Origin of the sequence: Streptomyces sp. NBC_00299 (assembly GCF_036173045.1) — a bacterium.
Lineage (GTDB): Bacteria > Actinomycetota > Actinomycetes > Streptomycetales > Streptomycetaceae > Streptomyces > Streptomyces machairae.
The window spans coordinates 4,059,051-4,079,082 of the sequence record NZ_CP108039.1 but is presented as its reverse complement, the minus strand read 5'-3'; the positions used below and the strand labels follow the sequence as shown (position 1 = coordinate 4,079,082).

33 protein-coding genes are annotated in these 20,032 nt (G+C 66.3%); all 33 read left to right on the top strand.

All coding sequences use genetic code 11. From position 1 onward, the window contains the following. Positions 1 to 64: 64 nt before the first annotated feature. Positions 65 to 1,660, top strand: coding sequence for a fibronectin type III domain-containing protein (locus OHT51_RS17700; protein WP_328879908.1), 1,596 nt, complete (start codon positions 65 to 67; stop codon positions 1,658 to 1,660). Continuing rightward, complete coding sequence (locus tag OHT51_RS17695) at positions 1,660 to 2,145, top strand: adenylyltransferase/cytidyltransferase family protein (protein ID WP_384192082.1); 486 nt, start codon at positions 1,660 to 1,662, stop codon at positions 2,143 to 2,145. The genes OHT51_RS17700 and OHT51_RS17695 overlap by 1 nt, the downstream gene beginning before the upstream one ends. A 493-nt stretch (positions 2,146 to 2,638) precedes the next feature. Next, entirely contained in the window at positions 2,639 to 2,947 is a 309-nt protein-coding gene (rpsJ, locus tag OHT51_RS17690; RefSeq protein WP_003948644.1) for a 30S ribosomal protein S10, read from the top strand. A 17-nt stretch (positions 2,948 to 2,964) separates the two neighbouring features. Then, the gene (gene rplC, locus OHT51_RS17685) at positions 2,965 to 3,609 is read left to right on the top strand and encodes a 50S ribosomal protein L3 (protein ID WP_328424620.1); all 645 of its coding nucleotides are present in this window, start codon (positions 2,965 to 2,967) and stop codon (positions 3,607 to 3,609) included. A gap of 8 nt (positions 3,610 to 3,617) precedes the next feature. Further along, positions 3,618 to 4,274 (top strand): 50S ribosomal protein L4, encoded by a 657-nt coding sequence (gene rplD, locus OHT51_RS17680; RefSeq protein ID WP_328879906.1) that lies wholly within the window; start codon positions 3,618 to 3,620, stop codon positions 4,272 to 4,274. After that, the gene (rplW, locus tag OHT51_RS17675; RefSeq protein ID WP_328879905.1) at positions 4,274 to 4,693 is read left to right on the top strand and encodes a 50S ribosomal protein L23; all 420 of its coding nucleotides are present in this window, start codon (positions 4,274 to 4,276) and stop codon (positions 4,691 to 4,693) included. Before rplD ends, rplW begins: the two co-directional genes overlap by 1 nt. Positions 4,694 to 4,733: 40 nt before the next feature. Next, positions 4,734 to 5,570, top strand: coding sequence for a 50S ribosomal protein L2 (gene rplB / locus OHT51_RS17670; protein ID WP_062706768.1), 837 nt, complete (start codon positions 4,734 to 4,736; stop codon positions 5,568 to 5,570). A gap of 12 nt (positions 5,571 to 5,582) precedes the next feature. After that, a complete protein-coding gene (gene rpsS, locus OHT51_RS17665) occupies positions 5,583 to 5,864 on the top strand; it encodes a 30S ribosomal protein S19 (RefSeq protein WP_147995160.1) in 282 nt (93 codons plus the stop codon). Between the two features lie 44 nt (positions 5,865 to 5,908). Next, on the top strand, positions 5,909 to 6,256 hold the full coding sequence (gene rplV, locus OHT51_RS17660) for a 50S ribosomal protein L22 (protein ID WP_026290933.1): 348 nt from the start codon (positions 5,909 to 5,911) through the stop codon (positions 6,254 to 6,256). Then, a complete protein-coding gene (rpsC, locus tag OHT51_RS17655; protein ID WP_037680401.1) occupies positions 6,256 to 7,077 on the top strand; it encodes a 30S ribosomal protein S3 in 822 nt (273 codons plus the stop codon). Before rplV ends, rpsC begins: the two co-directional genes overlap by 1 nt. 5 nt (positions 7,078 to 7,082) lie before the next feature. Then, positions 7,083 to 7,502 (top strand): 50S ribosomal protein L16, encoded by a 420-nt coding sequence (gene rplP / locus OHT51_RS17650; RefSeq protein ID WP_004927269.1) that lies wholly within the window; start codon positions 7,083 to 7,085, stop codon positions 7,500 to 7,502. Further along, on the top strand, positions 7,502 to 7,726 hold the full coding sequence (rpmC, locus tag OHT51_RS17645) for a 50S ribosomal protein L29 (RefSeq protein WP_003998824.1): 225 nt from the start codon (positions 7,502 to 7,504) through the stop codon (positions 7,724 to 7,726). The genes rplP and rpmC overlap by 1 nt, the downstream gene beginning before the upstream one ends. After that, complete coding sequence (gene rpsQ / locus OHT51_RS17640; RefSeq protein ID WP_053753927.1) at positions 7,726 to 8,013, top strand: 30S ribosomal protein S17; 288 nt, start codon at positions 7,726 to 7,728, stop codon at positions 8,011 to 8,013. Before rpmC ends, rpsQ begins: the two co-directional genes overlap by 1 nt. 106 nt (positions 8,014 to 8,119) lie before the next feature. Next, entirely contained in the window at positions 8,120 to 8,488 is a 369-nt protein-coding gene (rplN, locus tag OHT51_RS17635; protein ID WP_003998823.1) for a 50S ribosomal protein L14, read from the top strand. Positions 8,489 to 8,490: 2 nt separating this feature from the next. Further along, positions 8,491 to 8,814 (top strand): 50S ribosomal protein L24, encoded by a 324-nt coding sequence (gene rplX, locus OHT51_RS17630; protein ID WP_030046380.1) that lies wholly within the window; start codon positions 8,491 to 8,493, stop codon positions 8,812 to 8,814. Then, positions 8,814 to 9,371 (top strand): 50S ribosomal protein L5, encoded by a 558-nt coding sequence (rplE, locus tag OHT51_RS17625; RefSeq protein WP_020135807.1) that lies wholly within the window; start codon positions 8,814 to 8,816, stop codon positions 9,369 to 9,371. Before rplX ends, rplE begins: the two co-directional genes overlap by 1 nt. A 5-nt stretch (positions 9,372 to 9,376) precedes the next feature. Beyond that, positions 9,377 to 9,562: a type Z 30S ribosomal protein S14 gene (locus OHT51_RS17620; protein WP_003948630.1), complete on the top strand. Its 186-nt coding sequence runs from the start codon at positions 9,377 to 9,379 to the stop codon at positions 9,560 to 9,562. A gap of 213 nt (positions 9,563 to 9,775) precedes the next feature. Further along, positions 9,776 to 10,174, top strand: a complete 399-nt coding sequence (gene rpsH, locus OHT51_RS17615; protein ID WP_007384075.1) for a 30S ribosomal protein S8 — start codon at positions 9,776 to 9,778, stop codon at positions 10,172 to 10,174. Between the two features lie 24 nt (positions 10,175 to 10,198). After that, positions 10,199 to 10,738 (top strand): 50S ribosomal protein L6, encoded by a 540-nt coding sequence (gene rplF, locus OHT51_RS17610; RefSeq protein ID WP_328879904.1) that lies wholly within the window; start codon positions 10,199 to 10,201, stop codon positions 10,736 to 10,738. 3 nt (positions 10,739 to 10,741) lie between these two features. Further along, on the top strand, positions 10,742 to 11,125 hold the full coding sequence (gene rplR, locus OHT51_RS17605) for a 50S ribosomal protein L18 (RefSeq protein WP_055622533.1): 384 nt from the start codon (positions 10,742 to 10,744) through the stop codon (positions 11,123 to 11,125). Between the two features lie 41 nt (positions 11,126 to 11,166). After that, positions 11,167 to 11,772: a 30S ribosomal protein S5 gene (rpsE, locus tag OHT51_RS17600; protein WP_007494753.1), complete on the top strand. Its 606-nt coding sequence runs from the start codon at positions 11,167 to 11,169 to the stop codon at positions 11,770 to 11,772. A gap of 2 nt (positions 11,773 to 11,774) precedes the next feature. Then, positions 11,775 to 11,954 carry a 50S ribosomal protein L30 gene (gene rpmD, locus OHT51_RS17595; protein WP_052580766.1) on the top strand — a complete coding sequence of 60 codons (180 nt, stop codon included), beginning with the start codon at positions 11,775 to 11,777 and terminating at the stop codon, positions 11,952 to 11,954. 2 nt (positions 11,955 to 11,956) lie between these two features. Then, positions 11,957 to 12,412 (top strand): 50S ribosomal protein L15, encoded by a 456-nt coding sequence (gene rplO, locus OHT51_RS17590; RefSeq protein ID WP_328879903.1) that lies wholly within the window; start codon positions 11,957 to 11,959, stop codon positions 12,410 to 12,412. 245 nt (positions 12,413 to 12,657) lie between these two features. Continuing rightward, positions 12,658 to 13,971, top strand: a complete 1,314-nt coding sequence (secY, locus tag OHT51_RS17585) for a preprotein translocase subunit SecY (RefSeq protein ID WP_328879902.1) — start codon at positions 12,658 to 12,660, stop codon at positions 13,969 to 13,971. Beyond that, on the top strand, positions 13,971 to 14,633 hold the full coding sequence (locus OHT51_RS17580) for an adenylate kinase (RefSeq protein ID WP_328879901.1): 663 nt from the start codon (positions 13,971 to 13,973) through the stop codon (positions 14,631 to 14,633). The genes secY and OHT51_RS17580 overlap by 1 nt, the downstream gene beginning before the upstream one ends. Before the next feature lie 137 nt (positions 14,634 to 14,770). Continuing rightward, positions 14,771 to 15,607, top strand: a complete 837-nt coding sequence (map, locus tag OHT51_RS17575; protein WP_328879900.1) for a type I methionyl aminopeptidase — start codon at positions 14,771 to 14,773, stop codon at positions 15,605 to 15,607. A gap of 183 nt (positions 15,608 to 15,790) precedes the next feature. Beyond that, positions 15,791 to 16,012 (top strand): translation initiation factor IF-1, encoded by a 222-nt coding sequence (gene infA / locus OHT51_RS17570; RefSeq protein WP_003948620.1) that lies wholly within the window; start codon positions 15,791 to 15,793, stop codon positions 16,010 to 16,012. Positions 16,013 to 16,070: 58 nt separating this feature from the next. After that, complete coding sequence (rpmJ, locus tag OHT51_RS17565; protein ID WP_003998809.1) at positions 16,071 to 16,184, top strand: 50S ribosomal protein L36; 114 nt, start codon at positions 16,071 to 16,073, stop codon at positions 16,182 to 16,184. A 196-nt stretch (positions 16,185 to 16,380) separates the two neighbouring features. Continuing rightward, positions 16,381 to 16,761 carry a 30S ribosomal protein S13 gene (gene rpsM, locus OHT51_RS17560; RefSeq protein WP_037680379.1) on the top strand — a complete coding sequence of 127 codons (381 nt, stop codon included), beginning with the start codon at positions 16,381 to 16,383 and terminating at the stop codon, positions 16,759 to 16,761. 70 nt (positions 16,762 to 16,831) lie between these two features. Beyond that, a complete protein-coding gene (rpsK, locus tag OHT51_RS17555; RefSeq protein WP_017949643.1) occupies positions 16,832 to 17,236 on the top strand; it encodes a 30S ribosomal protein S11 in 405 nt (134 codons plus the stop codon). A 132-nt stretch (positions 17,237 to 17,368) separates the two neighbouring features. Continuing rightward, complete coding sequence (locus OHT51_RS17550) at positions 17,369 to 18,391, top strand: DNA-directed RNA polymerase subunit alpha (RefSeq protein WP_003966937.1); 1,023 nt, start codon at positions 17,369 to 17,371, stop codon at positions 18,389 to 18,391. A gap of 135 nt (positions 18,392 to 18,526) precedes the next feature. Beyond that, positions 18,527 to 19,030 carry a 50S ribosomal protein L17 gene (gene rplQ / locus OHT51_RS17545; RefSeq protein WP_328879899.1) on the top strand — a complete coding sequence of 168 codons (504 nt, stop codon included), beginning with the start codon at positions 18,527 to 18,529 and terminating at the stop codon, positions 19,028 to 19,030. Between the two features lie 140 nt (positions 19,031 to 19,170). Continuing rightward, positions 19,171 to 20,031, top strand: a complete 861-nt coding sequence (gene truA, locus OHT51_RS17540; RefSeq protein ID WP_328879898.1) for a tRNA pseudouridine(38-40) synthase TruA — start codon at positions 19,171 to 19,173, stop codon at positions 20,029 to 20,031. Position 20,032: the final 1 nt, after the last annotated feature.

Sequence of the window (20,032 nt, the reverse complement as noted above, 5' to 3'; positions counted from 1 at the left end):
GAACCGGGACCGCCGCTCCATCTCCCCTTCTTCCACCCGTCCTTGCTGCAACCCGGGATGTTCCATGCGCCTGAGAAAAAGCACCAAGCGGGGGGCCACCGCGGCTTCGGTCGCGGCCCTCCTCGCGGCTGCCTCGCTCGTCACCGCTTCGGCCTCGGTGGCCGACAGCGACGAAAAGACCCTGACCGCCGACCCCTTGGCGACCTGGCAGACCGACGGCATCGTCTGGTCGATCGAGTACGCACGCGGCGTCGTGTACGTCGGCGGGACCTTCAACACGGTCCGCCCTCCGGGCGCCAAGCCCGGCCAGAGCGAGGTCGCACGCAAGAACTTCGCGGCCTTCGACGCCGTCACCGGCAAACTGCTGCCGTGCGCCCACCGCTTCACCGGCGCCGGAAACACCGTACGGGCGCTCAAGGCGACCGCGGACGGCACGATGCTCTACGTCGGCGGCTCGTTCGCCAACGCGGGCAAGGCCAGGGCGGCCAACGCGATCGCGCTCAACACGGCAGGCTGCTCGCTGCGCAAGGACTTCCGCCCGAAGATCTCGTCGACCGTACGGGCCATCGACGTCACGAAGAGCGCGGTCTACCTGGGAGGCGACTTCACGGCCGTCAACGGCCGGGAGAGGGAGCGCATCGCGGCGTTCACCCGCCGGGGTGCGCTACTGCCGTTCAAGGCGGAGATCGAGGCCCCGGTACGCGCCATCAGCGCCGCGCCCGAGTTCGGCAAGATCATCGTCGGCGGTGACTTCCAGCTGGTCAACGAAGACCTGGAGGCCTCGCTGGTCGCCCTGCACCCCCGCACGGGGAAGACGGTGGCCCAGTACACGGACTGGCTGCCGGCCCGGTCGGTCGTGAAGGCGCTGGTCCGCGACAAGACGAAGTTCTATGTGGCGGCCGAGGGCAATGGGACGGGCATCTTCGACGGCCGCATCGCCGCCAGCCTCCGCACCGGCAAGCTGGTGTGGCGTGACACCTGTCTGGGCGCCACCCAGGCGCTCGCCCTGCACAACGGGGTTCTCTACAGCGGATCCCACGCCCACAACTGCAGGGACACCCCCGGCGGTTTCCCCGAGTACCACAACCGCCAGCACTTCCTGGCCCAGTCGAGCCGCAACCGCCACATCCTGCACTGGTTCCCCGACACCAACGGGGGGATCGGCGAGCAGAACGGCCCCCGGGCCATGGCGATGGCCGGCGGCATCCTGTGGGCGGGCGGCGAGTTCACCACCGTCAACAACCGTCCGCAGCAGAGCCTGACGCGCTTCGGGGCCGGCCCCGACCGGGGGACCCCGGAGAACCCGCCCCGGCTCACGGCCTCGGTCAAGAGCGCCGGTCGGGTGACGCTCGCCTGGCGTGCCGCATGGGACCGGGACGACGCGGAGCTGAAGTACCTCATCTACCGGGACGGCGTGCTGGTGGCCACGCGGACGGGCCGGTCCCAGGAGTGGAACCGGCCCACGATGAAGTACACGGACACCGTCACCCCCGGCTCGCGCCATCGGTACACGATCGCCGTCTCCGACGGGCAGAACACCACGCTCAGGTCGCAGGCGCTCACGGTCACCGCGGTCGCCGACAAGGCTGCGAAGACCTCGAAGGCCTCCAAGCCTTCGAAGGCCTCCAAGGCTTCCAAGGCTTCGACGGAAAGGCGTTGATGAGGGAGCGTCTCGGCTACGCGCCAGGGGTCTTCGACCTCTTCCACGTGGGCCATCTGAATGTCCTGCGCCGGGCCCGCGGGCACTGCGACCGGCTCGTCGCCGGCGTGTGCTCGGACGACCTCGTGGTGCGCCTGAAAGGCAGGCCGCCCGTCGTGCCGCTCGCCGAGCGGCTGCAGATCGTCCGCAGTGTCCGCTACGTGGACGAGACCTTCGTCGCGACCGTGGACGACAAGATGGAGATCTGGAAGGAAGTCGGTTTCGACGTCATCTTCAAGGGCGACGACTGGCTCGGCACGGACGTCTGGACGACGCTCGAAACCGAATTCGCGAGAGTGGGGGTGGAGGTCGTCTACTTCCCCTACACCGAGCACACCTCCAGCACGCTGCTCCGGGATGCGCTCCACCTTCTCGCCCCGCAGAAGCCTTCCGAGCCGCTCACGGGTCAGCTCGCGGGACCGCGTCCGGGAGGAGCGGAGAGCTGACGCAGACCCGGGTGGTCTGATGCTGGTGTGACTGACGGGTCCGCTGAGGTTGCGGGCCCGTCAGCGCGTCCGTCCGCGGCCCGGGTTTGACCTACGTCACCCTCGGGGTATTCTCTCCGGCTCGATTGGCCAGCCCCCTGCCCCATATGGCAGACTGTCCGAGTTGCTCGGTCGAGTGTTGATGCTGCGCGCCTCCCGCCGGGAGGACCGGAAGCGAGTCCCACAGTACTCGTCGCCCTAACTGCCGTAAGGCAGCGCTGGGGCGGACGTACGGGAATCTTTCGGGAAGTGACAGTGCGACGCCGACCAGGCACCCGGTGGGCCTCCTAGCTCCCGGCTTGCGGTTCCGGAAGGGCCGTGTTCCCACGCAGGGATGTTCGATCAAGGGGCATCTGTGTCAGCGGGGGCGCGACACACCCGACCGCGTGGGTCGGAGGAGGTCAAGGGAACACCGGGTTCCAGAGCGTAAGAGAGACAGGACTACTGAGTAGCCATGGCGGGACAGAAGATCCGCATCCGGCTCAAGGCCTACGACCACGAGGTCATCGACTCCTCGGCGAAGAAGATCGTCGAGACGGTGACCCGCACTGGTGCGTCGGTCGCGGGCCCGGTGCCGCTGCCCACTGAGAAGAACGTGTACTGCGTCATCAAGTCGCCGCACAAGTACAAGGACTCGCGCGAGCACTTCGAGATGCGCACGCACAAGCGCCTGATCGACATCCTCGACCCGACTCCCAAGACCGTTGACTCTCTGATGCGACTCGACCTCCCGGCCGGTGTCGACATCGAGATCAAGCTCTGAGGGCCGGTGATCTGAGAATGGCTAAGCAGATCAAGGGCATCCTGGGCGAGAAGCTCGGCATGACGCAGGTGTGGGACGCGAACAACCGTGTTGTTCCGGTCACCGTCGTCAAGGCCGGCCCCAACGTCGTCACCCAGGTCCGTACGAACGACGCCGACGGCTACGAGTCGGTCCAGATCGCCTTCGGCGAGATCGACCCGCGCAAGGTGAACAAGCCCCTCAAGGGTCACTTCGCCAAGGCCGACGTCACTCCCCGCCGCCACCTCGTCGAGATCCGCACCGCGGACGCCTCCGAGTACACGCTGGGTCAGGAGATCTCCGCGGAGGTCTTCGAGGCCGGCGTCAAGGTGGACGTGACCGGCAAGAGCAAGGGCAAGGGCTTCGCCGGTGTCATGAAGCGTCACAACTTCAAGGGCCTCGGCGCCGGACACGGCACCCAGCGCAAGCACCGCTCTCCCGGTTCCATCGGTGGCTGCGCCACCCCGGGCCGTGTGTTCAAGGGCCTCCGCATGGCGGGTCGTATGGGCAACGAGCGGGTCACCACCCAGAACCTGACCGTCCACGCCGTTGACGCGGAGAAGGGTCTGCTGCTCATCAAGGGCGCGGTTCCCGGTCCGAACGGCGGCCTCGTCCTGGTCCGCACTGCGGCCAAGGGGGCCTGAGGTAACCGATGAGCACTGTTGACATCCTTTCGCCGGCGGGCGACAAGGCCGGTTCCGTCGAGCTCCCTGCGGAGATCTTCGACGTAGAGAAGATCAGCGTTCCGCTGCTCCACCAGGTCGTCGTCGCGCAGCTGGCCGCTGCCCGCCAGGGCACGCACAAGACCAAGACCCGCGGTGAAGTCCGTGGTGGTGGCAAGAAGCCTTACCGCCAGAAGGGCACCGGTCGCGCCCGTCAGGGTTCGACCCGCGCGCCGCAGTTCGCCGGTGGTGGCGTCGTGCACGGTCCCGTGCCGCGTGACTACTCGCAGCGGACCCCGAAGAAGATGAAGGCCGCGGCCCTGCGCCACGCCCTCACCGACCGGGCCCGCAACAACCGCATCCACGTCGTCTCCGGCGTCATCGAGGGCGAGAACCCGTCCACGAAGGCCGCCAAGTCGCTGTTCGGCAAGATCTCGGAGCGCAAGAACCTGCTCCTGGTCGTCGAGCGCGCCGACGAGGCCGCGTGGCTGTCCGCCCGCAACCTGCCCCAGGTCCACATCCTGGAGCCGGGCCAGCTGAACACGTACGACGTTCTCGTCTCGGACGACGTGGTCTTCACCCAGGCCGCCTTCGAGTCCTTCGTGTCCGGCCCGAAGGCCAATGACACCGAAGGGAGCGAGGTCTGATGGCCATCCGTCACCCCGCTATTGCCTCGAAGGCCGCGAAGAAGGCCAAGGAGGCGCGCGTCAAGAAGGCGCGTCGCCACGCCGCCGAGGGCAAGAACACCGTCGTCACGCCGGCGAGCAAGGCGTTCACGGACCTCCGTGACATCCTGATCAAGCCGGTCGTGTCCGAGAAGAGCTACGCGCTCCTCGACGAGAACAAGTACACGTTCGTCGTCGCCCCGGGCAGCAACAAGACCCAGATCAAGCAGGCCGTCGAGACGGTCTTCGAGGTCAAGGTCACCGGGGTCAACACGATCAACCGCCAGGGCAAGCGCAAGCGGACCCGCACGGGCTTCGGCCAGCGTGCCGGCACCAAGCGCGCGATCGTGACCCTCGCTGAGGGCGACCGTATCGACATCTTCGGCGGTCCGACCGCCTGAGGGCGGTCCGGATCGTCCGATATCGGACGAGGACTGAGAAATGGGAATCCGCAAGTACAAGCCGACTACGCCGGGCCGCCGTGGCTCCAGCGTCGCCGACTTCGTCGAGGTCACGCGGTCCACGCCGGAGAAGTCGTTGGTCCGCCCCCTGCACAGCAAGGGTGGCCGTAACAACTCCGGTCGTGTGACCGTCCGCCACCAGGGTGGTGGCCACAAGCGCGCCTACCGCGTGATCGACTTCCGTCGTCACGACAAGGACGGCGTGCCGGCGAAGGTCGCGCACATCGAGTACGACCCCAACCGCACCGCGCGCATCGCGCTGCTGCACTACGCCGACGGCGAGAAGCGCTACATCCTCGCCCCGCGCAACCTGCAGCAGGGTGACCGCGTCGAGAACGGTCCTGGGGCCGACATCAAGCCGGGCAACAACCTGGCGCTCCGCAACATCCCGGTCGGTACCACGATCCACGCGATCGAGCTCCGTCCCGGTGGCGGCGCCAAGTTCGCCCGCTCCGCCGGTGCCTCCGTGCAGCTGCTCGCGAAGGAGGGCTCGATGGCCCACCTCCGCATGCCTTCCGGTGAGATCCGCCTGGTCGACGTGCGCTGCCGCGCCACCGTCGGCGAGGTCGGCAACGCCGAGCAGAGCAACATCAACTGGGGTAAGGCCGGCCGTAAGCGCTGGCTGGGCGTTCGCCCGACCGTTCGCGGTGTGGCGATGAACCCGGTTGACCACCCCCACGGTGGTGGTGAGGGCAAGACCTCCGGTGGTCGCCACCCGGTCAGCCCCTGGGGTCAGAAGGAAGGTCGTACTCGTGCTCCCAAGAAGGCGAGCAACAAGTACATCGTCCGCCGCCGCAAGACGAACAAGAAGCGCTAGGAGCGGGTTTAGATGCCGCGCAGTCTCAAGAAGGGGCCCTTCGTCGACGACCACCTGATCAAGAAGGTGGAAACGCAGAACGAAGCAGGCACCAAGAACGTCATCAAGACCTGGTCCCGTCGCTCCATGATCGTGCCGGCCATGCTCGGCCACACGCTCGCGGTGCACAACGGCAAGACCCACATCCCGGTGTTCGTCACCGAGTCGATGGTCGGCCACAAGCTCGGCGAGTTCTCGCCGACGCGCACCTTCCGGGGTCACGTCAAGGACGACCGGAAGTCGAAGCGCCGCTAGTAGCGGATCGCATTCAGACACGTAAGTAACTGAGAGGGACAACCATGGAAGCCAGGGCCCAGGCGCGGTACATCCGCGTTACGCCCATGAAGGCCCGCCGCGTGGTGGACCTTATCCGTGGCATGGACGCCACGGAGGCTCAGGCTGTTCTGCGATTCGCTCCGCAGGCAGCCTCCGTGCCGGTCGGCAAGGTGCTCGACAGCGCCATTGCCAACGCCGCGCACAACTACGACCACCCGGACGCCTCCTCGCTGGTGATCAGCGAGGCGTACGTCGACGAGGGCCCGACCCTGAAGCGGTTCCGGCCGCGCGCCCAGGGCCGTGCCTACCGGATCCGCAAGCGGACCAGCCACATCACCGTGGTCGTCAGCAGCAAGGAAGGAACCCGGTAATGGGCCAGAAGGTTAACCCGCATGGGTTCCGGCTCGGTGTCACCACGGACTTCAAGTCCCGGTGGTACGCCGACAAGCTGTACAAGGACTACGTCAAGGAAGACGTCGCCATCCGTCGGATGATGACGTCCGGCATGGAGCGCGCCGGCATCTCGAAGGTTGAGATCGAGCGCACCCGTGACCGCGTGCGGGTGGACATCCACACCGCTCGTCCGGGCATCGTCATCGGCCGCCGTGGCGCCGAGGCCGACCGCATCCGCGGTGACCTCGAGAAGCTCACGGGCAAGCAGGTCCAGCTGAACATCCTCGAGGTCAAGAGCCCCGAGACCGACGCTCAGCTGGTTGCCCAGGCCGTTGCCGAGCAGCTCTCCTCCCGCGTCTCCTTCCGTCGCGCCATGCGTAAGAGCATGCAGGGCACGATGAAGGCCGGCGCCAAGGGCATCAAGATCCAGTGCGGTGGCCGTCTCGGCGGCGCCGAGATGTCCCGCTCGGAGTTCTACCGCGAGGGCCGTGTGCCCCTGCACACGCTCCGCGCGAACGTGGACTACGGCTTCTTCGAGGCCAAGACGACCTTCGGCCGCATCGGTGTGAAGGTCTGGATCTACAAGGGCGACGTCAAGAACATCGCCGAGGTCCGCGCCGAGAACGCTGCCGCCCGTGCGGGTAACCGCCCGGCCCGCGGTGGCGGCTCCGACCGCCCGGCCCGTGGTGGCCGCGGTGGCGAGCGGCGCGGTCGTAAGCCGCAGCAGGCTGCCGGCGCCGAGGCCCCCAAGGCCGAGGCCCCCGCCGCTCCGGCTGAGAGCACCGGAACGGAGGCCTGACCGACATGCTGATCCCCCGTAGGGTCAAGCACCGCAAGCAGCACCACCCGAAGCGCCGTGGTCAGGCCAAGGGCGGTACGACGGTCGCGTTCGGCGAGTACGGCATTCAGGCCCTCACGCCGGCGTACGTGACCAACCGCCAGATCGAGGCGGCCCGTATCGCCATGACCCGCCACATCAAGCGTGGCGGCAAGGTCTGGATCAACATTTACCCGGACCGCCCGCTCACGAAGAAGCCTGCCGAGACCCGCATGGGTTCCGGTAAGGGTTCGCCGGAGTGGTGGATCGCGAACGTGCACCCGGGCCGGGTCATGTTCGAGCTGTCCTACCCCAACGAGAAGATCGCCCGTGAGGCCCTGACTCGCGCAGCCCACAAGCTGCCGATGAAGTGCCGGATCGTCAAGCGCGAGGCAGGTGAAGCGTGATGTCGGCCGGTACCAAGGCGTCCGAGCTGCGCGAGCTGGGTGACGAGGAGCTTCTGGCGAAGCTTCGCGAAGCCAAGGAAGAGCTGTTCAACCTCCGCTTCCAGGCGGCGACCGGTCAGCTCGAGAACCACGGTCGGCTCAAGGCCGTCCGTAAGGACATCGCGCGGATCTACACCCTGATGCGTGAGCGCGAGCTGGGCATCGAGACGGTGGAGAGCGCCTGATGAGTGAGAGCAACGTGACTGAGCAGACTGCAGAGGCCCGCGGCTTCCGCAAGACCCGTGAGGGTCTCGTCGTCAGCGACAAGATGGACAAGACCGTCGTCGTCGCCGTCGAGGACCGCGTCAAGCACGCGCTGTACGGCAAGGTCATCCGCCGTACGAACAAGCTCAAGGCGCACGACGAGCAGAACGCTGCCGGCGTCGGCGACCGCGTCCTCCTGATGGAGACGCGTCCGCTGTCGGCGACCAAGCGCTGGCGCATCGTCGAGATCCTCGAGAAGGCCAAGTAATTTCCTGCGGGCAAACCCGCAGGTCAGTTCCGCCAGGCTCGGCAGGGGCTCGCCTCTTTCATGAAGCGGCCCCTGCCGGGAACCGGCAGACAAACAGGAGATAGACGTGATCCAGCAGGAGTCGCGACTGCGTGTCGCCGACAACACTGGTGCGAAGGAGATCCTTTGCATCCGTGTGCTCGGTGGCTCCGGTCGCCGCTACGCGGGCATCGGTGACGTCATCGTCGCCACCGTCAAGGACGCGATCCCCGGTGGCAACGTGAAGAAGGGTGACGTCGTCAAGGCGGTCATCGTTCGCACCGTCAAGGAGCGCCGCCGTCCGGACGGCTCGTACATCCGCTTCGACGAGAACGCCGCCGTCATTCTGAAGAACGACGGCGACCCTCGCGGCACCCGTATCTTCGGCCCCGTCGGCCGTGAGCTGCGCGAGAAGAAGTTCATGAAGATCATCTCGCTCGCGCCGGAGGTGCTGTAAGCATGAAGATCAAGAAGGGCGACCTGGTCCAGGTCATCACCGGTAAGGACAAGGGCAAGCAGGGCAAGGTCATTGCCGCTTACCCGCGCGACGAGCGTGTCCTGGTCGAGGGTGTCAACCGGGTCAAGAAGCACACCAAGGCCGGCCCGACCGCCAAGGGTTCGCAGGCCGGCGGCATCGTCACGACCGAGGCGCCGATCCACGTCTCCAACGTCCAGCTGGTCGTTGAGAAGGACGGCAACAAGGTTGTCACGCGTGTCGGTTACCGCTTCGACGACGAAGGCAACAAGATCCGCGTTGCCAAGCGGACGGGTGAGGACATCTGATGGCTACCACCACCACTCCGCGTCTGAAGACGAAGTACCGCGAGGAGATCGCGGGCAAGCTGCGTGACGAGTTCAAGTACGAGAACGTCATGCAGATCCCCGGCCTCGTCAAGATCGTGGTCAACATGGGTGTGGGCGACGCCGCCCGCGACTCCAAGCTGATCGAGGGCGCCATCCGCGACCTCACCACGATCACCGGTCAGAAGCCGGCCGTCACCAAGGCCCGCAAGTCCATCGCGCAGTTCAAGCTGCGTGAGGGCCAGCCGATCGGTGCCCACGTCACGCTCCGTGGCGACCGCATGTGGGAGTTCCTGGACCGCACCCTGTCGCTCGCGCTCCCGCGCATCCGCGACTTCCGTGGTCTGTCCCCCAAGCAGTTCGACGGCCGTGGCAACTACACCTTCGGTCTCACCGAGCAGGTCATGTTCCACGAGATCGACCAGGACAAGATCGACCGCACCCGGGGTATGGACATCACCGTGGTGACCACGGCGACCAACGACGCTGAGGGCCGCGCGCTCCTTCGTCACCTCGGCTTCCCCTTCAAGGAGGCGTGAGCGAGATGGCGAAGAAGGCTCTGATCGCGAAGGCTGCTCGCAAGCCCAAGTTCGGCGTGCGTGGCTACACGCGCTGCCAGCGTTGTGGCCGTCCCCACTCCGTGTACCGCAAGTTCGGCCTGTGCCGCGTGTGCCTTCGTGAGATGGCTCACCGTGGCGAACTGCCGGGCGTGACCAAGAGCTCCTGGTAATCCCCCATTTAGGGATTCCAAGGGCTCTCGGTAAGCACTGGGCGTGTCAGGCGCCCTCCCTTCCATGGCTTAGGCTTGGAGGGTTGGGCGCCTGACGGTCGCCCGTACGACTTACTACGCCGTAGGTCCACCGCGCCGCACCCGTCCCGTCTCGGATCGGGGAGAGGGATGGCGCACCAGGAAACCCCGGCGAGAGAGGCCGAAGGCCAATTCATGACCATGACTGATCCGATCGCAGACATGCTTACGCGTCTGCGGAACGCGAACTCGGCATACCACGACTCCGTGACGATGCCGGCATCGAAGATCAAGTCTCACATCGCGGAGATCCTCCAGCAGGAGGGCTTCATCACGGGCTGGAAGGTCGAGGACGCCGAGGTCGGCAAGAACCTCGTTCTCGAGCTGAAGTTCGGCCCGAACCGTGAGCGCTCCATCGCGGGCATCAAGCGGATCTCCAAGCCCGGTCTCCGGGTGTACGCGAAGTCCACCAACCTGCCGAAGGTGCTCGGCGGCCTGGGCGTGGCGATCATCTCGACGTCCCACGGGCTCCTCACCGACAAGCAGGCCGGCAAGAAGGGCGTGGGTGGGGAAGTCCTCGCCTACGTCTGGTAGCGGAAGGGAACGGAGGAAACAGCTATGTCGCGTATTGGCAAGCTCCCCATCACGGTTCCCGCCGGCGTGGACGTCACCATCGACGGCCGTACGGTTTCGGTCAAGGGCCCCAAGGGCGAACTGACCCACACCGTTGCCGCGCCGATCGACATCGTCAGGGATGAGGACGGCGTTCTGAACGTCACCCGCCCGAACGACGAGCGTCAGAACAAGGCCCTGCACGGCCTGTCCCGCACGCTGGTGGCGAACATGATCACCGGCGTGACCCAGGGTTACGTGAAGAAGCTCGAGATCAGCGGTGTCGGTTACCGCGTGACGGCCAAGGGTTCGAACCTGGAGTTCGCTCTGGGCTACAGCCACCCGATCACCGTCGAGGCCCCCGAGGGCATCACCTTCAAGGTGGAGGCCCCCACCCGGTTCTCGGTCGAGGGCATCGACAAGCAGAAGGTCGGCGAGGTTGCGGCCAACATCCGCAAGCTGCGCAAGCCCGACCCGTACAAGGCCAAGGGCGTCAAGTACGAGGGCGAAGTCATCCGCCGCAAGGTCGGAAAGGCGGGTAAGTAAGCCATGGCATACGGACAGAAGATCCTTAAGGGCGACGCCTACAAGCGCGCCGCGATCAAGCGCCGCCACATCCGGATCCGTAAGCACATCAACGGAACGGCGGAGCGTCCGCGTCTGGTCGTTACCCGCTCGAACCGCCACATCGTGGCCCAGGTGATCGACGACATCAAGGGTCACACCCTGGCGTCGGCGTCCACCCTGGACACCACGATCCGCGGTGGCGAGGGCGACAAGTCCGCGCAGGCCAAGCAGGTCGGCGCCCTGGTCGCCGAGCGCGCCAAGGCCGCCGGCGTCGAGGCTGTCGTATTCGACCGTGGTGGCAACCAGTACGCCGGGCGCATTGCTGCCCTGGCGGATGCCGCCCGCGAAGCCGGGCTCAAGTTCTGAGCCGCTTCCGTAGCTAGCGGAAACAGAGAGAGGTAATTCCAATGGCTGGACCCCAGCGCCGCGGTGGCGGTGCCGGTGGCGGCGAGCGGCGGGACCGGAAGGGCCGTGACGGCGGCGCAGCTGCCGCCGAGAAGACCGCTTACGTTGAGCGCGTTGTCGCGATCAACCGTGTCGCCAAGGTTGTGAAGGGTGGTCGTCGCTTCAGCTTCACCGCGCTGGTCGTGGTGGGCGATGGTGACGGCACCGTCGGTGTCGGTTACGGAAAGGCCAAGGAGGTGCCGGCCGCCATCGCCAAGGGTGTTGAGGAGGCCAAGAAGCACTTCTTCAAGGTCCCCCGTATCCAGGGCACCATCCCGCACCCGATCCAGGGTGAGAAGGCTGCCGGCGTCGTGCTGCTCAAGCCCGCGTCGCCCGGTACCGGTGTTATCGCCGGTGGTCCGGTGCGTGCCGTGCTCGAGTGCGCCGGTATCCACGACATCCTGTCGAAGTCGCTCGGCTCCGACAACGCGATCAACATCGTGCACGCGACCGTGGCGGCCCTGAAGGGCCTGCAGCGTCCCGAGGAGGTCGCGGCCCGCCGTGGTCTGCCGCTCGAGGACGTCGCCCCCGCGGCTCTTCTCCGTGCGCGTGCCGGGGCGGGTGCGTAATCATGGCGCAGCTCAAGATTACGCAGGTCAAGTCCTACATCGGCAGCAAGCAGAACCACCGTGACACCCTGCGCTCCCTTGGTCTCAAGGGGATCAACACGCAGGTCGTCAAGGAGGACCGCCCCGAGTTCCGCGGCATGGTGCACACCGTCCGCCACCTCGTGACGGTTGAGGAGGTCTGATCATGGCGGAGAACAACCCGCTGAAGATCCACAACCTCCGTCCCGCCCCGGGCGCCAAGACCGCCAAGACCCGTGTGGGTCGTGGTGAGGCGTCGAAGGGTAAGACGGCCGGTCGTGGTACCAAGGGCACGAAGGCCCGCTACCAGGTTCCGGAGCGCTTCGAGGGTGGGCAGATGCCCCTCCACATGCGTCTTCCGAAGCTGAAGGGCTTCAAGAACCCGTTCAAGACCGAGTTCCAGGTCGTGAACCTCGACAAGCTGGCCGCGCTCTACCCCGAGGGTGGCGAGGTCACGGTCGAGGGCCTGGTGGAGAAGGGTGCTGTTCGCAAGAACAGCCTCGTCAAGGTCCTCGGCCAGGGTGAGATCTCCGTGGCGCTGCAGGTGACGGTTGACGCCGTCTCCGGCTCCGCCAAGGAGAAGATCACCGCCGCCGGCGGCAGCGTCACCGAGCTCGTCTGAATCCATCAGGCGTCTCGATGACTTGAGCGATCCCGACCGGGGATACCCCACAAATGGGGTATCCCCGGTTGGTCGTTCCAAGGGGGGCGGTCCCGCGGGTAAGGTGGCCTGCACTGCCCACTTTTACGGAGTGCTTCTTGTGGGGCACTCTGAGCGGCAGTTGACCGTTAGCCAAGTCGTTCCTATTAGTCGAACCTCAAGACCGTCACCCTTGACGCAGTAGCGCGGGGGTCGCAGGAGGCACCGTGCTCACCGCGTTCGCCCGGGCGTTCAAGACGCCCGACCTGCGCAAGAAGCTGCTCTTCACGCTCGGCATCATCGTGATCTTCCGGGTCGGTACCCACATTCCGATTCCCGGCGTCGATTACCGGGCCGTACAGGTCTGCATCGACCAGGCGGACGCCAACCAGGGCCTTTTCGGTCTGGTCAACATGTTCAGTGGCGGCGCGCTGCTTCAGATCACGATCTTCGCTCTCGGCATCATGCCGTACATCACGGCGAGCATCATCCTGCAGCTGCTGACCGTCGTGATCCCGCGCCTGGAAGCCTTGAAGAAGGAAGGCCAGGCCGGTACCGCGAAGATCACGCAGTACACCCGCTACCTGACGGTGGCGCTCGCCGTACTGCAGGGCACGGGTCTGGTGGCCACCGCGCGCAGCGGTGCGCTCTTCCAGAACTGCCAGGTCGCCAACCAGATCGTGCCTGACCGCTCGATCTTCACCACCGTCGTGATGGTCATCACCATGACCGCCGGTACGGCCATGGTCATGTGGCTCGGTGAGCTGATCACCGACCGCGGCATCGGCAACGGCATGTCGATCCTGATGTTCATCTCGATCGCCGCGACCTTCCCGTCCGCGCTGTGGGCCATCAAGAAGCAGGGCTCCCTGGCCGACGGCTGGATCGAGTTCGGCACCGTGGTCGCGGTCGGTCTCGTCATGATCGGCCTGGTGGTCTTCGTCGAGCAGGCTCAGCGCCGAATCCCCGTCCAGTACGCGAAGCGCATGATCGGCCGCCGGTCCTACGGCGGTACTTCGACGTACATTCCGCTGAAGGTCAACCAGGCGGGCATCATCCCTGTGATCTTTGCCTCGTCGCTGCTCTACATCCCGGCGCTGATCGCCCAGTTCGCCGGCGGGAACGCCGGCTGGAAGACCTGGATCGAGCAGAACCTCGCGCTGACGGACGCTCCGCTGCACATCACGCTGTACTTCTTCCTGATCATTTTCTTCGCGTTCTTCTACGTGGCCATCTCGTTCAACCCCGAGGAAGTCGCGGACAACATGAAGAAGTATGGTGGCTTCATCCCGGGCATCCGGGCTGGCCGACCGACCGCTGAGTACCTTTCGTACGTACTCAACCGGATCACTTGGCCGGGCTCGCTGTACTTGGGCCTGATCGCTCTCGTGCCGACGATGGCGTTGGCTGGTTTCGGGGCAAACCAGAACTTCCCGTTCGGCGGGACCAGCATCCTGATCATCGTGGGTGTCGGTCTCGAAACGGTGAAGCAGATCGAGAGCCAGCTCCAGCAGCGCAATTACGAAGGGTTCCTCCGCTGATGCGTATCGTCCTCGTCGGGCCGCCGGGCGCCGGTAAGGGAACGCAGGCTGCGTTCCTCGCCAAGAACCTGTCGATCCCGCACATCTCCACGGGCGACCTGTTCCGCGCCAACATCAGCCAGCAGACGGAGCTCGGGAAACTCGCGAAGTCCTACATGGACGCGGGCAACCTGGTGCCGGACGAGGTCACCATCGGGATGGCCAAGGACCGCATGGAGAAGCCGGACGCCGAGGGTGGCTTCCTGCTGGACGGCTTCCCGCGCAATGTGTCCCAGGCCGAGGCGCTCGACGAGATGCTCCAGTCCGAGAGCATGAAGCTGGACGCCGTCCTGGACCTCGAAGTCCCCGAGGAAGAGGTCGTCAAGCGGATCGCCGGGCGGCGGATCTGCCGCAAGGACTCCAGCCACGTCTTCCACGTGACGTACAGCCAGCCGAAGAAGGAAGGCGTCTGCGACGTCTGCGGCGGCGAGCTGTACCAGCGGGACGACGACTCGGAGGAGACGGTCCGCAAGCGCCTCGAGGTCTACCACACGCAGACCGAGCCGATCATCGACTACTACAAGACGCAGGGACTGGTGGTCACCATCTCCGCGCTCGGCAAGGTCGAAGACGTCACGGCGCGCGCCATGGAGGCGCTTCAGCGTGACGGGGACGGCAAGTAGCGTTCTTGGCTCGTACGTAGCTCAGGCCGCGGTTCCCTGTGAGGGGGCCGCGGCTGCTGCGTGGGGTGGGGTGCGCAGCCTCCGCCCTTATGGTTGAAGCAGTCCCCTCTATTCAGTCCAGGAAGGCCCCCGTCCCCATGGTGCAGATCAAGAGCCCCGAGCAGATCGCCAAGATGCGTGAGGCGGGGCTGGTCGTCGCCGCCATTCACGCGGCCACGCGTGAGGCCGCGGTTCCCGGGGCCAGCACCAAGGATCTGGACGAGGTCGCCCGCAAGGTCCTCGCGGAGCACGGTGCCAAGTCGAACTTCCTCGGCTACGGCGGCTTCCCTGCGACCATCTGCACCTCCGTGAACGACGTCGTCGTCCACGGCATCCCGTCCGAGGACGTCGTCCTCAAGGACGGCGACATCATCTCCATCGACTGCGGCGCGATCATCGACGGCTGGCACGGCGACGCCGCCTACACCGCCTTCGTGGGCTCCGGTCACGCTCCGGAGCTGGTCGAGCTCTCCCGGGTGACCGAGGAGTCGATGTGGGCCGGCATCGCGGCCATGAAGCAGGGCAACCGCCTCGTCGACGTCTCCCGTGCCATCGAGACGTACATCCGCCGGCAGCCCAAGCCGGGCGGCGGGCGCTACGGGATCATCGAGGACTACGGCGGCCACGGCATCGGCACCGAGATGCACATGGACCCGCATCTGCTGAACTACGTCGACCGGCGGCGCGGGAAGGGGCCGAAGCTGGTCCCGGGCTTCTGCCTCGCGATCGAGCCGATGGTCTCGCTGGGCACCCCGAAGACGGAGGTCCTGTCGGACGACTGGACCGTGATCACCACCGACGGCACCTGGTCGTCGCACTGGGAGCACTCGGTTGCGCTGACCGAGGCGGGGCCGCTGGTGCTCACCTCTCCGGACGGCGGCAAGGCGAAGCTGGCCGAGTACGGGATTGTCACCGCGCCGGATCCGTCGGCCTGAGTGTCTCGCCGTACCTCCCCGGCGCTTAATGATCTGCCGTCCGGGGCAGACTTCCCCGATTCGTCTTTCCGGGTGCGCTGACGTAGACTGACTCGTCGGCTCTTGTGCACCCGCATGTCTGCATGCGCCCGTAAGGGAAAAGTCCAAGGGCCGATCAAGGTAGTCGATTCCGAAGGGCGAAGCGTGGCCAAGAAGCAAGGTGCCATCGAGATCGAGGGCACTGTCGTCGAGTCTCTGCCGAACGCCATGTTCAAGGTCGAGCTCCAGAACGGCCACCAGGTCCTGGCACACATCAGCGGCAAGATGCGCATGCACTACATCCGCATCCTCCCTGACGACCGGGTCGTGGTGGAGTTGTCTCCGTACGACCTGACGCGTGGCCGGATCGTCTACCGCTACAAGTAGATCTTGCCCGCGCCCCGGGCTTCCCGAGGCGATGGCACTGACCCGGAGAACCTCACCAATGAAGGTCAAGCCGAGCGTCAAGAAGATCTGCGACAAGTGCAGGGTGATCCGCCGTCACGGTCGGGTCATGGTCATCTGCGAGAACCCGCGCCACAAGCAGCGCCAGGGCTGACGCACGATCGTCCACTCCCTCTGCAACGACATCGCAGAGATTCGCGCGACGCGAGCTGAATATGTTCATACGCAGAATCCAGGCGAGCTTTCGCCTGACACCCCCGGTTCGGAGGCCGGGGACCCAGTTCGTACCTGGTACGGCGGCTGGGATTCGGTTCTGCGGAAGACCTCCGAAGATCACCAGGAGCCATTGAATGGCACGCGTTTCCGGTGTTGACATCCCGCGCGAAAAGCGCGTGGAGGTCGCCCTCACCTACGTGTTCGGCATCGGCCGGACCCTTTCGCAGCTGACGCTGGCGGAGACGGGCATCGACCCGAACACCCGTGTTCGTGACCTGAGCGAAGAGCAGCTCGTCGCGATCCGCGAGTACGTCGACAACAACATCAAGACCGAGGGTGACCTCCGTCGCGAGATCCAGGCCGACATCCGCCGCAAGGTCGAGATCGGCTGCTACCAGGGTCTGCGTCACCGCCGTGGCCTGCCGGTCCGCGGTCAGCGCACCAGCACCAACGCCCGCACCCGCAAGGGCCCGCGTCGCGCCATCGCCGGCAAGAAGAAGCCGGGCAAGAAGTAGTCCTCAGCGGACAACGCTTCATCAGCGGTCTTCGCTGTAGGACCGACCACCTCCCCGTAGGAGTTAACAGATGCCCCCCAAGGGACGTCAGGGCGCCGTCAAGAAGGTGCGCCGCAAGGAAAAGAAGAACGTCGCTCACGGCCACGCGCACATCAAGAGCACGTTCAACAACACGATCGTCTCCATCACGGACCCGTCGGGCAACGTGATCTCCTGGGCCTCCGCCGGCCACGTCGGCTTCAAGGGCTCCCGGAAGTCCACGCCGTTCGCCGCGCAGATGGCTGCCGAGTCGGCTGCCCGCCGCGCCCAGGAGCACGGCATGCGCAAGGTCGACGTGTTCGTCAAGGGCCCGGGCTCCGGTCGTGAGACCGCCATCCGTTCGCTCCAGGCGACTGGTCTCGAGGTCGGCTCCATCCAGGACGTCACCCCGACCCCGCACAACGGCTGCCGTCCGCCGAAGCGCCGCCGCGTCTGACCCTCGGGTCGGGTGCACGGCTGCTTGGTTTGAGGTTTTCGGGCGGTATGGCTCTTCGGAGTCATATCGCCCGTACCCTTGTCACACATCAGGGCGTCAAATAGCGGGCGCCCCTGACTGAAGGATCGCAACATGCTGATTGCTCAGCGTCCCTCGTTGACCGAAGAGGTCGTTGACGAGTTCCGCTCCCGGTTCGTGATCGAGCCGCTGGAGCCGGGCTTCGGTTACACCCTCGGCAACTCCCTGCGTCGTACGCTCCTGTCCTCGATCCCGGGTGCGGCGGTCACGTCCATCCGTATCGACGGTGTCCTGCACGAGTTCACCACCGTGCCGGGCGTCAAGGAAGACGTCACCGACCTGATCCTCAACATCAAGCAGCTGGTCGTCTCCTCGGAGCACGACGAGCCTGTCGTGATGTACCTGCGCAAGCAGGGTCCGGGTCTGGTCACCGCCGCCGACATCGCGCCTCCGGCCGGTGTCGAGGTGCACAACCCCGACCTGGTCCTCGCCACGCTGAACGGCAAGGGCAAGCTGGAGATGGAGCTGACCGTCGAGCGCGGTCGCGGCTATGTCTCCGCGGTGCAGAACAAGCAGGTGGGCCAGGAGATCGGCCGTATCCCGGTCGACTCGATCTACTCGCCGGTTCTGAAGGTCACGTACAAGGTCGAGGCCACGCGTGTCGAGCAGCGGACCGACTTCGACAAGCTGATCGTCGATGTCGAGACCAAGCAGGCGATGCGTCCGCGTGACGCCATGGCGTCGGCCGGTAAGACCCTGGTCGAGCTGTTCGGTCTCGCCCGCGAGCTGAACATCGACGCCGAGGGCATCGACATGGGACCGTCCCCGACGGACGCCGCCCTTGCCGCCGACCTGGCGCTGCCGATCGAGGAGCTCGAGCTCACCGTTCGGTCGTACAACTGCCTCAAGCGCGAGGGCATCCACTCCGTGGGTGAGCTCGTGGCGCGTTCCGAGGCCGACCTCCTGGACATCCGCAACTTCGGTGCGAAGTCCATCGACGAGGTCAAGGCGAAGCTGGCCGGCATGGGCCTGGCCCTGAAGGACAGCCCGCCCGGATTCGACCCGACCGCTGCCGCGGACGCCTTCGGCGCGGACGACGACGCAGACGCCGGGTTCGTCGAGACAGAGCAGTACTAAGAGCTCGGGACCGACTTCCGGTTCCCTCCGGACCGGCCCCTTGAGGCCCGGTCCGGATCTTCGACAGGCGACCGCCTGCTCGGATACTGACCCCGGTACCTGATACGGCCGGGGCAGAGACACAGGAGATGGAAAATGCCGAAGCCCACCAAGGGTGCCCGTCTGGGCGGCAGTGCCGCGCACGAGAAGCTGCTCCTCGCGAACCTCGCGAAGGCGCTCTTCGAGCACGGCCGTATCACCACCACCGAGGCGAAGGCCCGCCGTCTGCGGCCGTACGCCGAGCGTCTGGTCACCAAGGCGAAGAAGGGCGACCTTCACAACCGCCGCCAGGTGCTGCAGGTCATCACGGACAAGAGCATCGTGCACACGCTCTTCACCGAGATCGGCCCGCGCTACGAGAACCGTCCGGGTGGCTACACCCGTATCACCAAGATCGGTAACCGTCGTGGCGACAACGCGCCCATGGCTGTCATCGAGCTGGTCGAGGGCCTGACGGTTGCTCAGGAGGCCACTGGCGAGGCCGAGGCCGCGACGAAGCGCGCTGCCAAGGACGCCGAGGTCAAGGTCGACACGACCAAGGCCGACGAGGCTGCCGAGGCTCAGGCCGATGAGGCTGCCGAGGAGTCGAAGGACGCGTAAGCGTCTGCCGGGGGCTGTTCGGTTTGCGGCTGCGGCGCCGTCGTGGCTTGTCGCGCAGTTCCCCGCGCCCCTTCGGGCGATTGCGGGCCCGTTCCTTTCGAGGAGCGGGCCCGCTCTTGTGTTCCTGAGAGGATCTCCGTGTGAGTGACGAAGTAGAGCCCGGGTATGTGCGTGTGCGCCTCGATCTGTCGTACGACGGGACCGAGTTCTCCGGCTGGGCCAAGCAGGCCGGCGGGCGGCGGACCGTGCAGGGGGAGATCGAGGACGCACTGCGGACCGTCACGCGGTCGGGCGGGACGACGTACGAGCTGACCGTCGCCGGGCGTACCGACGCCGGCGTGCACGCCCGCGGCCAGGTGGCGCATGTCGATCTGCCGGAGGCGGTCTGGCGGGAGCATCACGAGAAGCTGCTCAAGCGGCTTGCCGGGCGGCTGTCCAAGGACGTGCGGGTGTGGGCGCTGCGGGAGGCGCCCAGTGGGTTCAATGCTCGGTTCTCGGCGGTCTGGCGGCGGTACGCCTATCGCGTCACCGACAATCCCGGGGGTGTCGACCCGCTGCTGCGCAGCCACGTCCTCTGGCACGACTGGCCCCTCGACGTCGACGCCATGAACGAGGCCGCCGGGCGGCTCCTGGGGGAGCACGACTTCGCCGCCTACTGCAAGAAGCGGGAGGGGGCGACCACCATTCGTACGCTGCAGGAGCTGAGCCTCGTGCGGGGGGACGACGGGATCATCACCGCCACCGTGCGTGCCGACGCCTTCTGCCACAACATGGTGCGGTCGCTGATCGGGGCGCTGCTGTTCGTGGGGGACGGGCACCGGCCCGCCGACTGGCCCGGCAAGGTGCTCGCCGCCGGGGTCAGGGACTCCGCCGTGCATGTCGTACGGCCGCACGGGCTGACCCTCGAAGAGGTGGGGTATCCGGCGGACGAGTTGCTCGCGGCGCGCAGCAAGGAAGCGCGGAACAAGCGGTCGTTGCCCGGTCGGGCCGGCTGCTGCTGAG

Coding starts and splice junctions, on each gene's coding strand:
- rpsS (WP_147995160.1), top strand. CDS start 5,583: ATGCCGCGCAGTCTCAAGAAGGGGCCCTTCGTCGACGACCACCTGATC.
- OHT51_RS17620 (WP_003948630.1), top strand. CDS start 9,377: ATGGCGAAGAAGGCTCTGATCGCGAAGGCTGCTCGCAAGCCCAAGTTC.
- rpsM (WP_037680379.1), top strand. CDS start 16,381: ATGGCACGCGTTTCCGGTGTTGACATCCCGCGCGAAAAGCGCGTGGAG.
- rpmJ (WP_003998809.1), top strand. CDS start 16,071: ATGAAGGTCAAGCCGAGCGTCAAGAAGATCTGCGACAAGTGCAGGGTG.
- rplW (WP_328879905.1), top strand. CDS start 4,274: ATGGCCATCCGTCACCCCGCTATTGCCTCGAAGGCCGCGAAGAAGGCC.
- map (WP_328879900.1), top strand. CDS start 14,771: ATGGTGCAGATCAAGAGCCCCGAGCAGATCGCCAAGATGCGTGAGGCG.
- rplV (WP_026290933.1), top strand. CDS start 5,909: ATGGAAGCCAGGGCCCAGGCGCGGTACATCCGCGTTACGCCCATGAAG.
- rplQ (WP_328879899.1), top strand. CDS start 18,527: ATGCCGAAGCCCACCAAGGGTGCCCGTCTGGGCGGCAGTGCCGCGCAC.
- rpsC (WP_037680401.1), top strand. CDS start 6,256: ATGGGCCAGAAGGTTAACCCGCATGGGTTCCGGCTCGGTGTCACCACG.
- rpsQ (WP_053753927.1), top strand. CDS start 7,726: ATGAGTGAGAGCAACGTGACTGAGCAGACTGCAGAGGCCCGCGGCTTC.
- rpsE (WP_007494753.1), top strand. CDS start 11,167: ATGGCTGGACCCCAGCGCCGCGGTGGCGGTGCCGGTGGCGGCGAGCGG.
- OHT51_RS17700 (WP_328879908.1), top strand. CDS start 65: ATGCGCCTGAGAAAAAGCACCAAGCGGGGGGCCACCGCGGCTTCGGTC.
- rpsJ (WP_003948644.1), top strand. CDS start 2,639: ATGGCGGGACAGAAGATCCGCATCCGGCTCAAGGCCTACGACCACGAG.
- rplB (WP_062706768.1), top strand. CDS start 4,734: ATGGGAATCCGCAAGTACAAGCCGACTACGCCGGGCCGCCGTGGCTCC.
- rpmC (WP_003998824.1), top strand. CDS start 7,502: ATGTCGGCCGGTACCAAGGCGTCCGAGCTGCGCGAGCTGGGTGACGAG.
- rpsK (WP_017949643.1), top strand. CDS start 16,832: ATGCCCCCCAAGGGACGTCAGGGCGCCGTCAAGAAGGTGCGCCGCAAG.
- rplX (WP_030046380.1), top strand. CDS start 8,491: ATGAAGATCAAGAAGGGCGACCTGGTCCAGGTCATCACCGGTAAGGAC.
- rplR (WP_055622533.1), top strand. CDS start 10,742: ATGGCATACGGACAGAAGATCCTTAAGGGCGACGCCTACAAGCGCGCC.
- rplE (WP_020135807.1), top strand. CDS start 8,814: ATGGCTACCACCACCACTCCGCGTCTGAAGACGAAGTACCGCGAGGAG.
- rplD (WP_328879906.1), top strand. CDS start 3,618: ATGAGCACTGTTGACATCCTTTCGCCGGCGGGCGACAAGGCCGGTTCC.
- rpsH (WP_007384075.1), top strand. CDS start 9,776: ATGACCATGACTGATCCGATCGCAGACATGCTTACGCGTCTGCGGAAC.
- OHT51_RS17550 (WP_003966937.1), top strand. CDS start 17,369: ATGCTGATTGCTCAGCGTCCCTCGTTGACCGAAGAGGTCGTTGACGAG.
- rplO (WP_328879903.1), top strand. CDS start 11,957: ATGGCGGAGAACAACCCGCTGAAGATCCACAACCTCCGTCCCGCCCCG.
- rplC (WP_328424620.1), top strand. CDS start 2,965: ATGGCTAAGCAGATCAAGGGCATCCTGGGCGAGAAGCTCGGCATGACG.
- rplP (WP_004927269.1), top strand. CDS start 7,083: ATGCTGATCCCCCGTAGGGTCAAGCACCGCAAGCAGCACCACCCGAAG.
- OHT51_RS17695 (WP_384192082.1), top strand. CDS start 1,660: ATGAGGGAGCGTCTCGGCTACGCGCCAGGGGTCTTCGACCTCTTCCAC.
- OHT51_RS17580 (WP_328879901.1), top strand. CDS start 13,971: ATGCGTATCGTCCTCGTCGGGCCGCCGGGCGCCGGTAAGGGAACGCAG.
- rplF (WP_328879904.1), top strand. CDS start 10,199: ATGTCGCGTATTGGCAAGCTCCCCATCACGGTTCCCGCCGGCGTGGAC.
- rpmD (WP_052580766.1), top strand. CDS start 11,775: ATGGCGCAGCTCAAGATTACGCAGGTCAAGTCCTACATCGGCAGCAAG.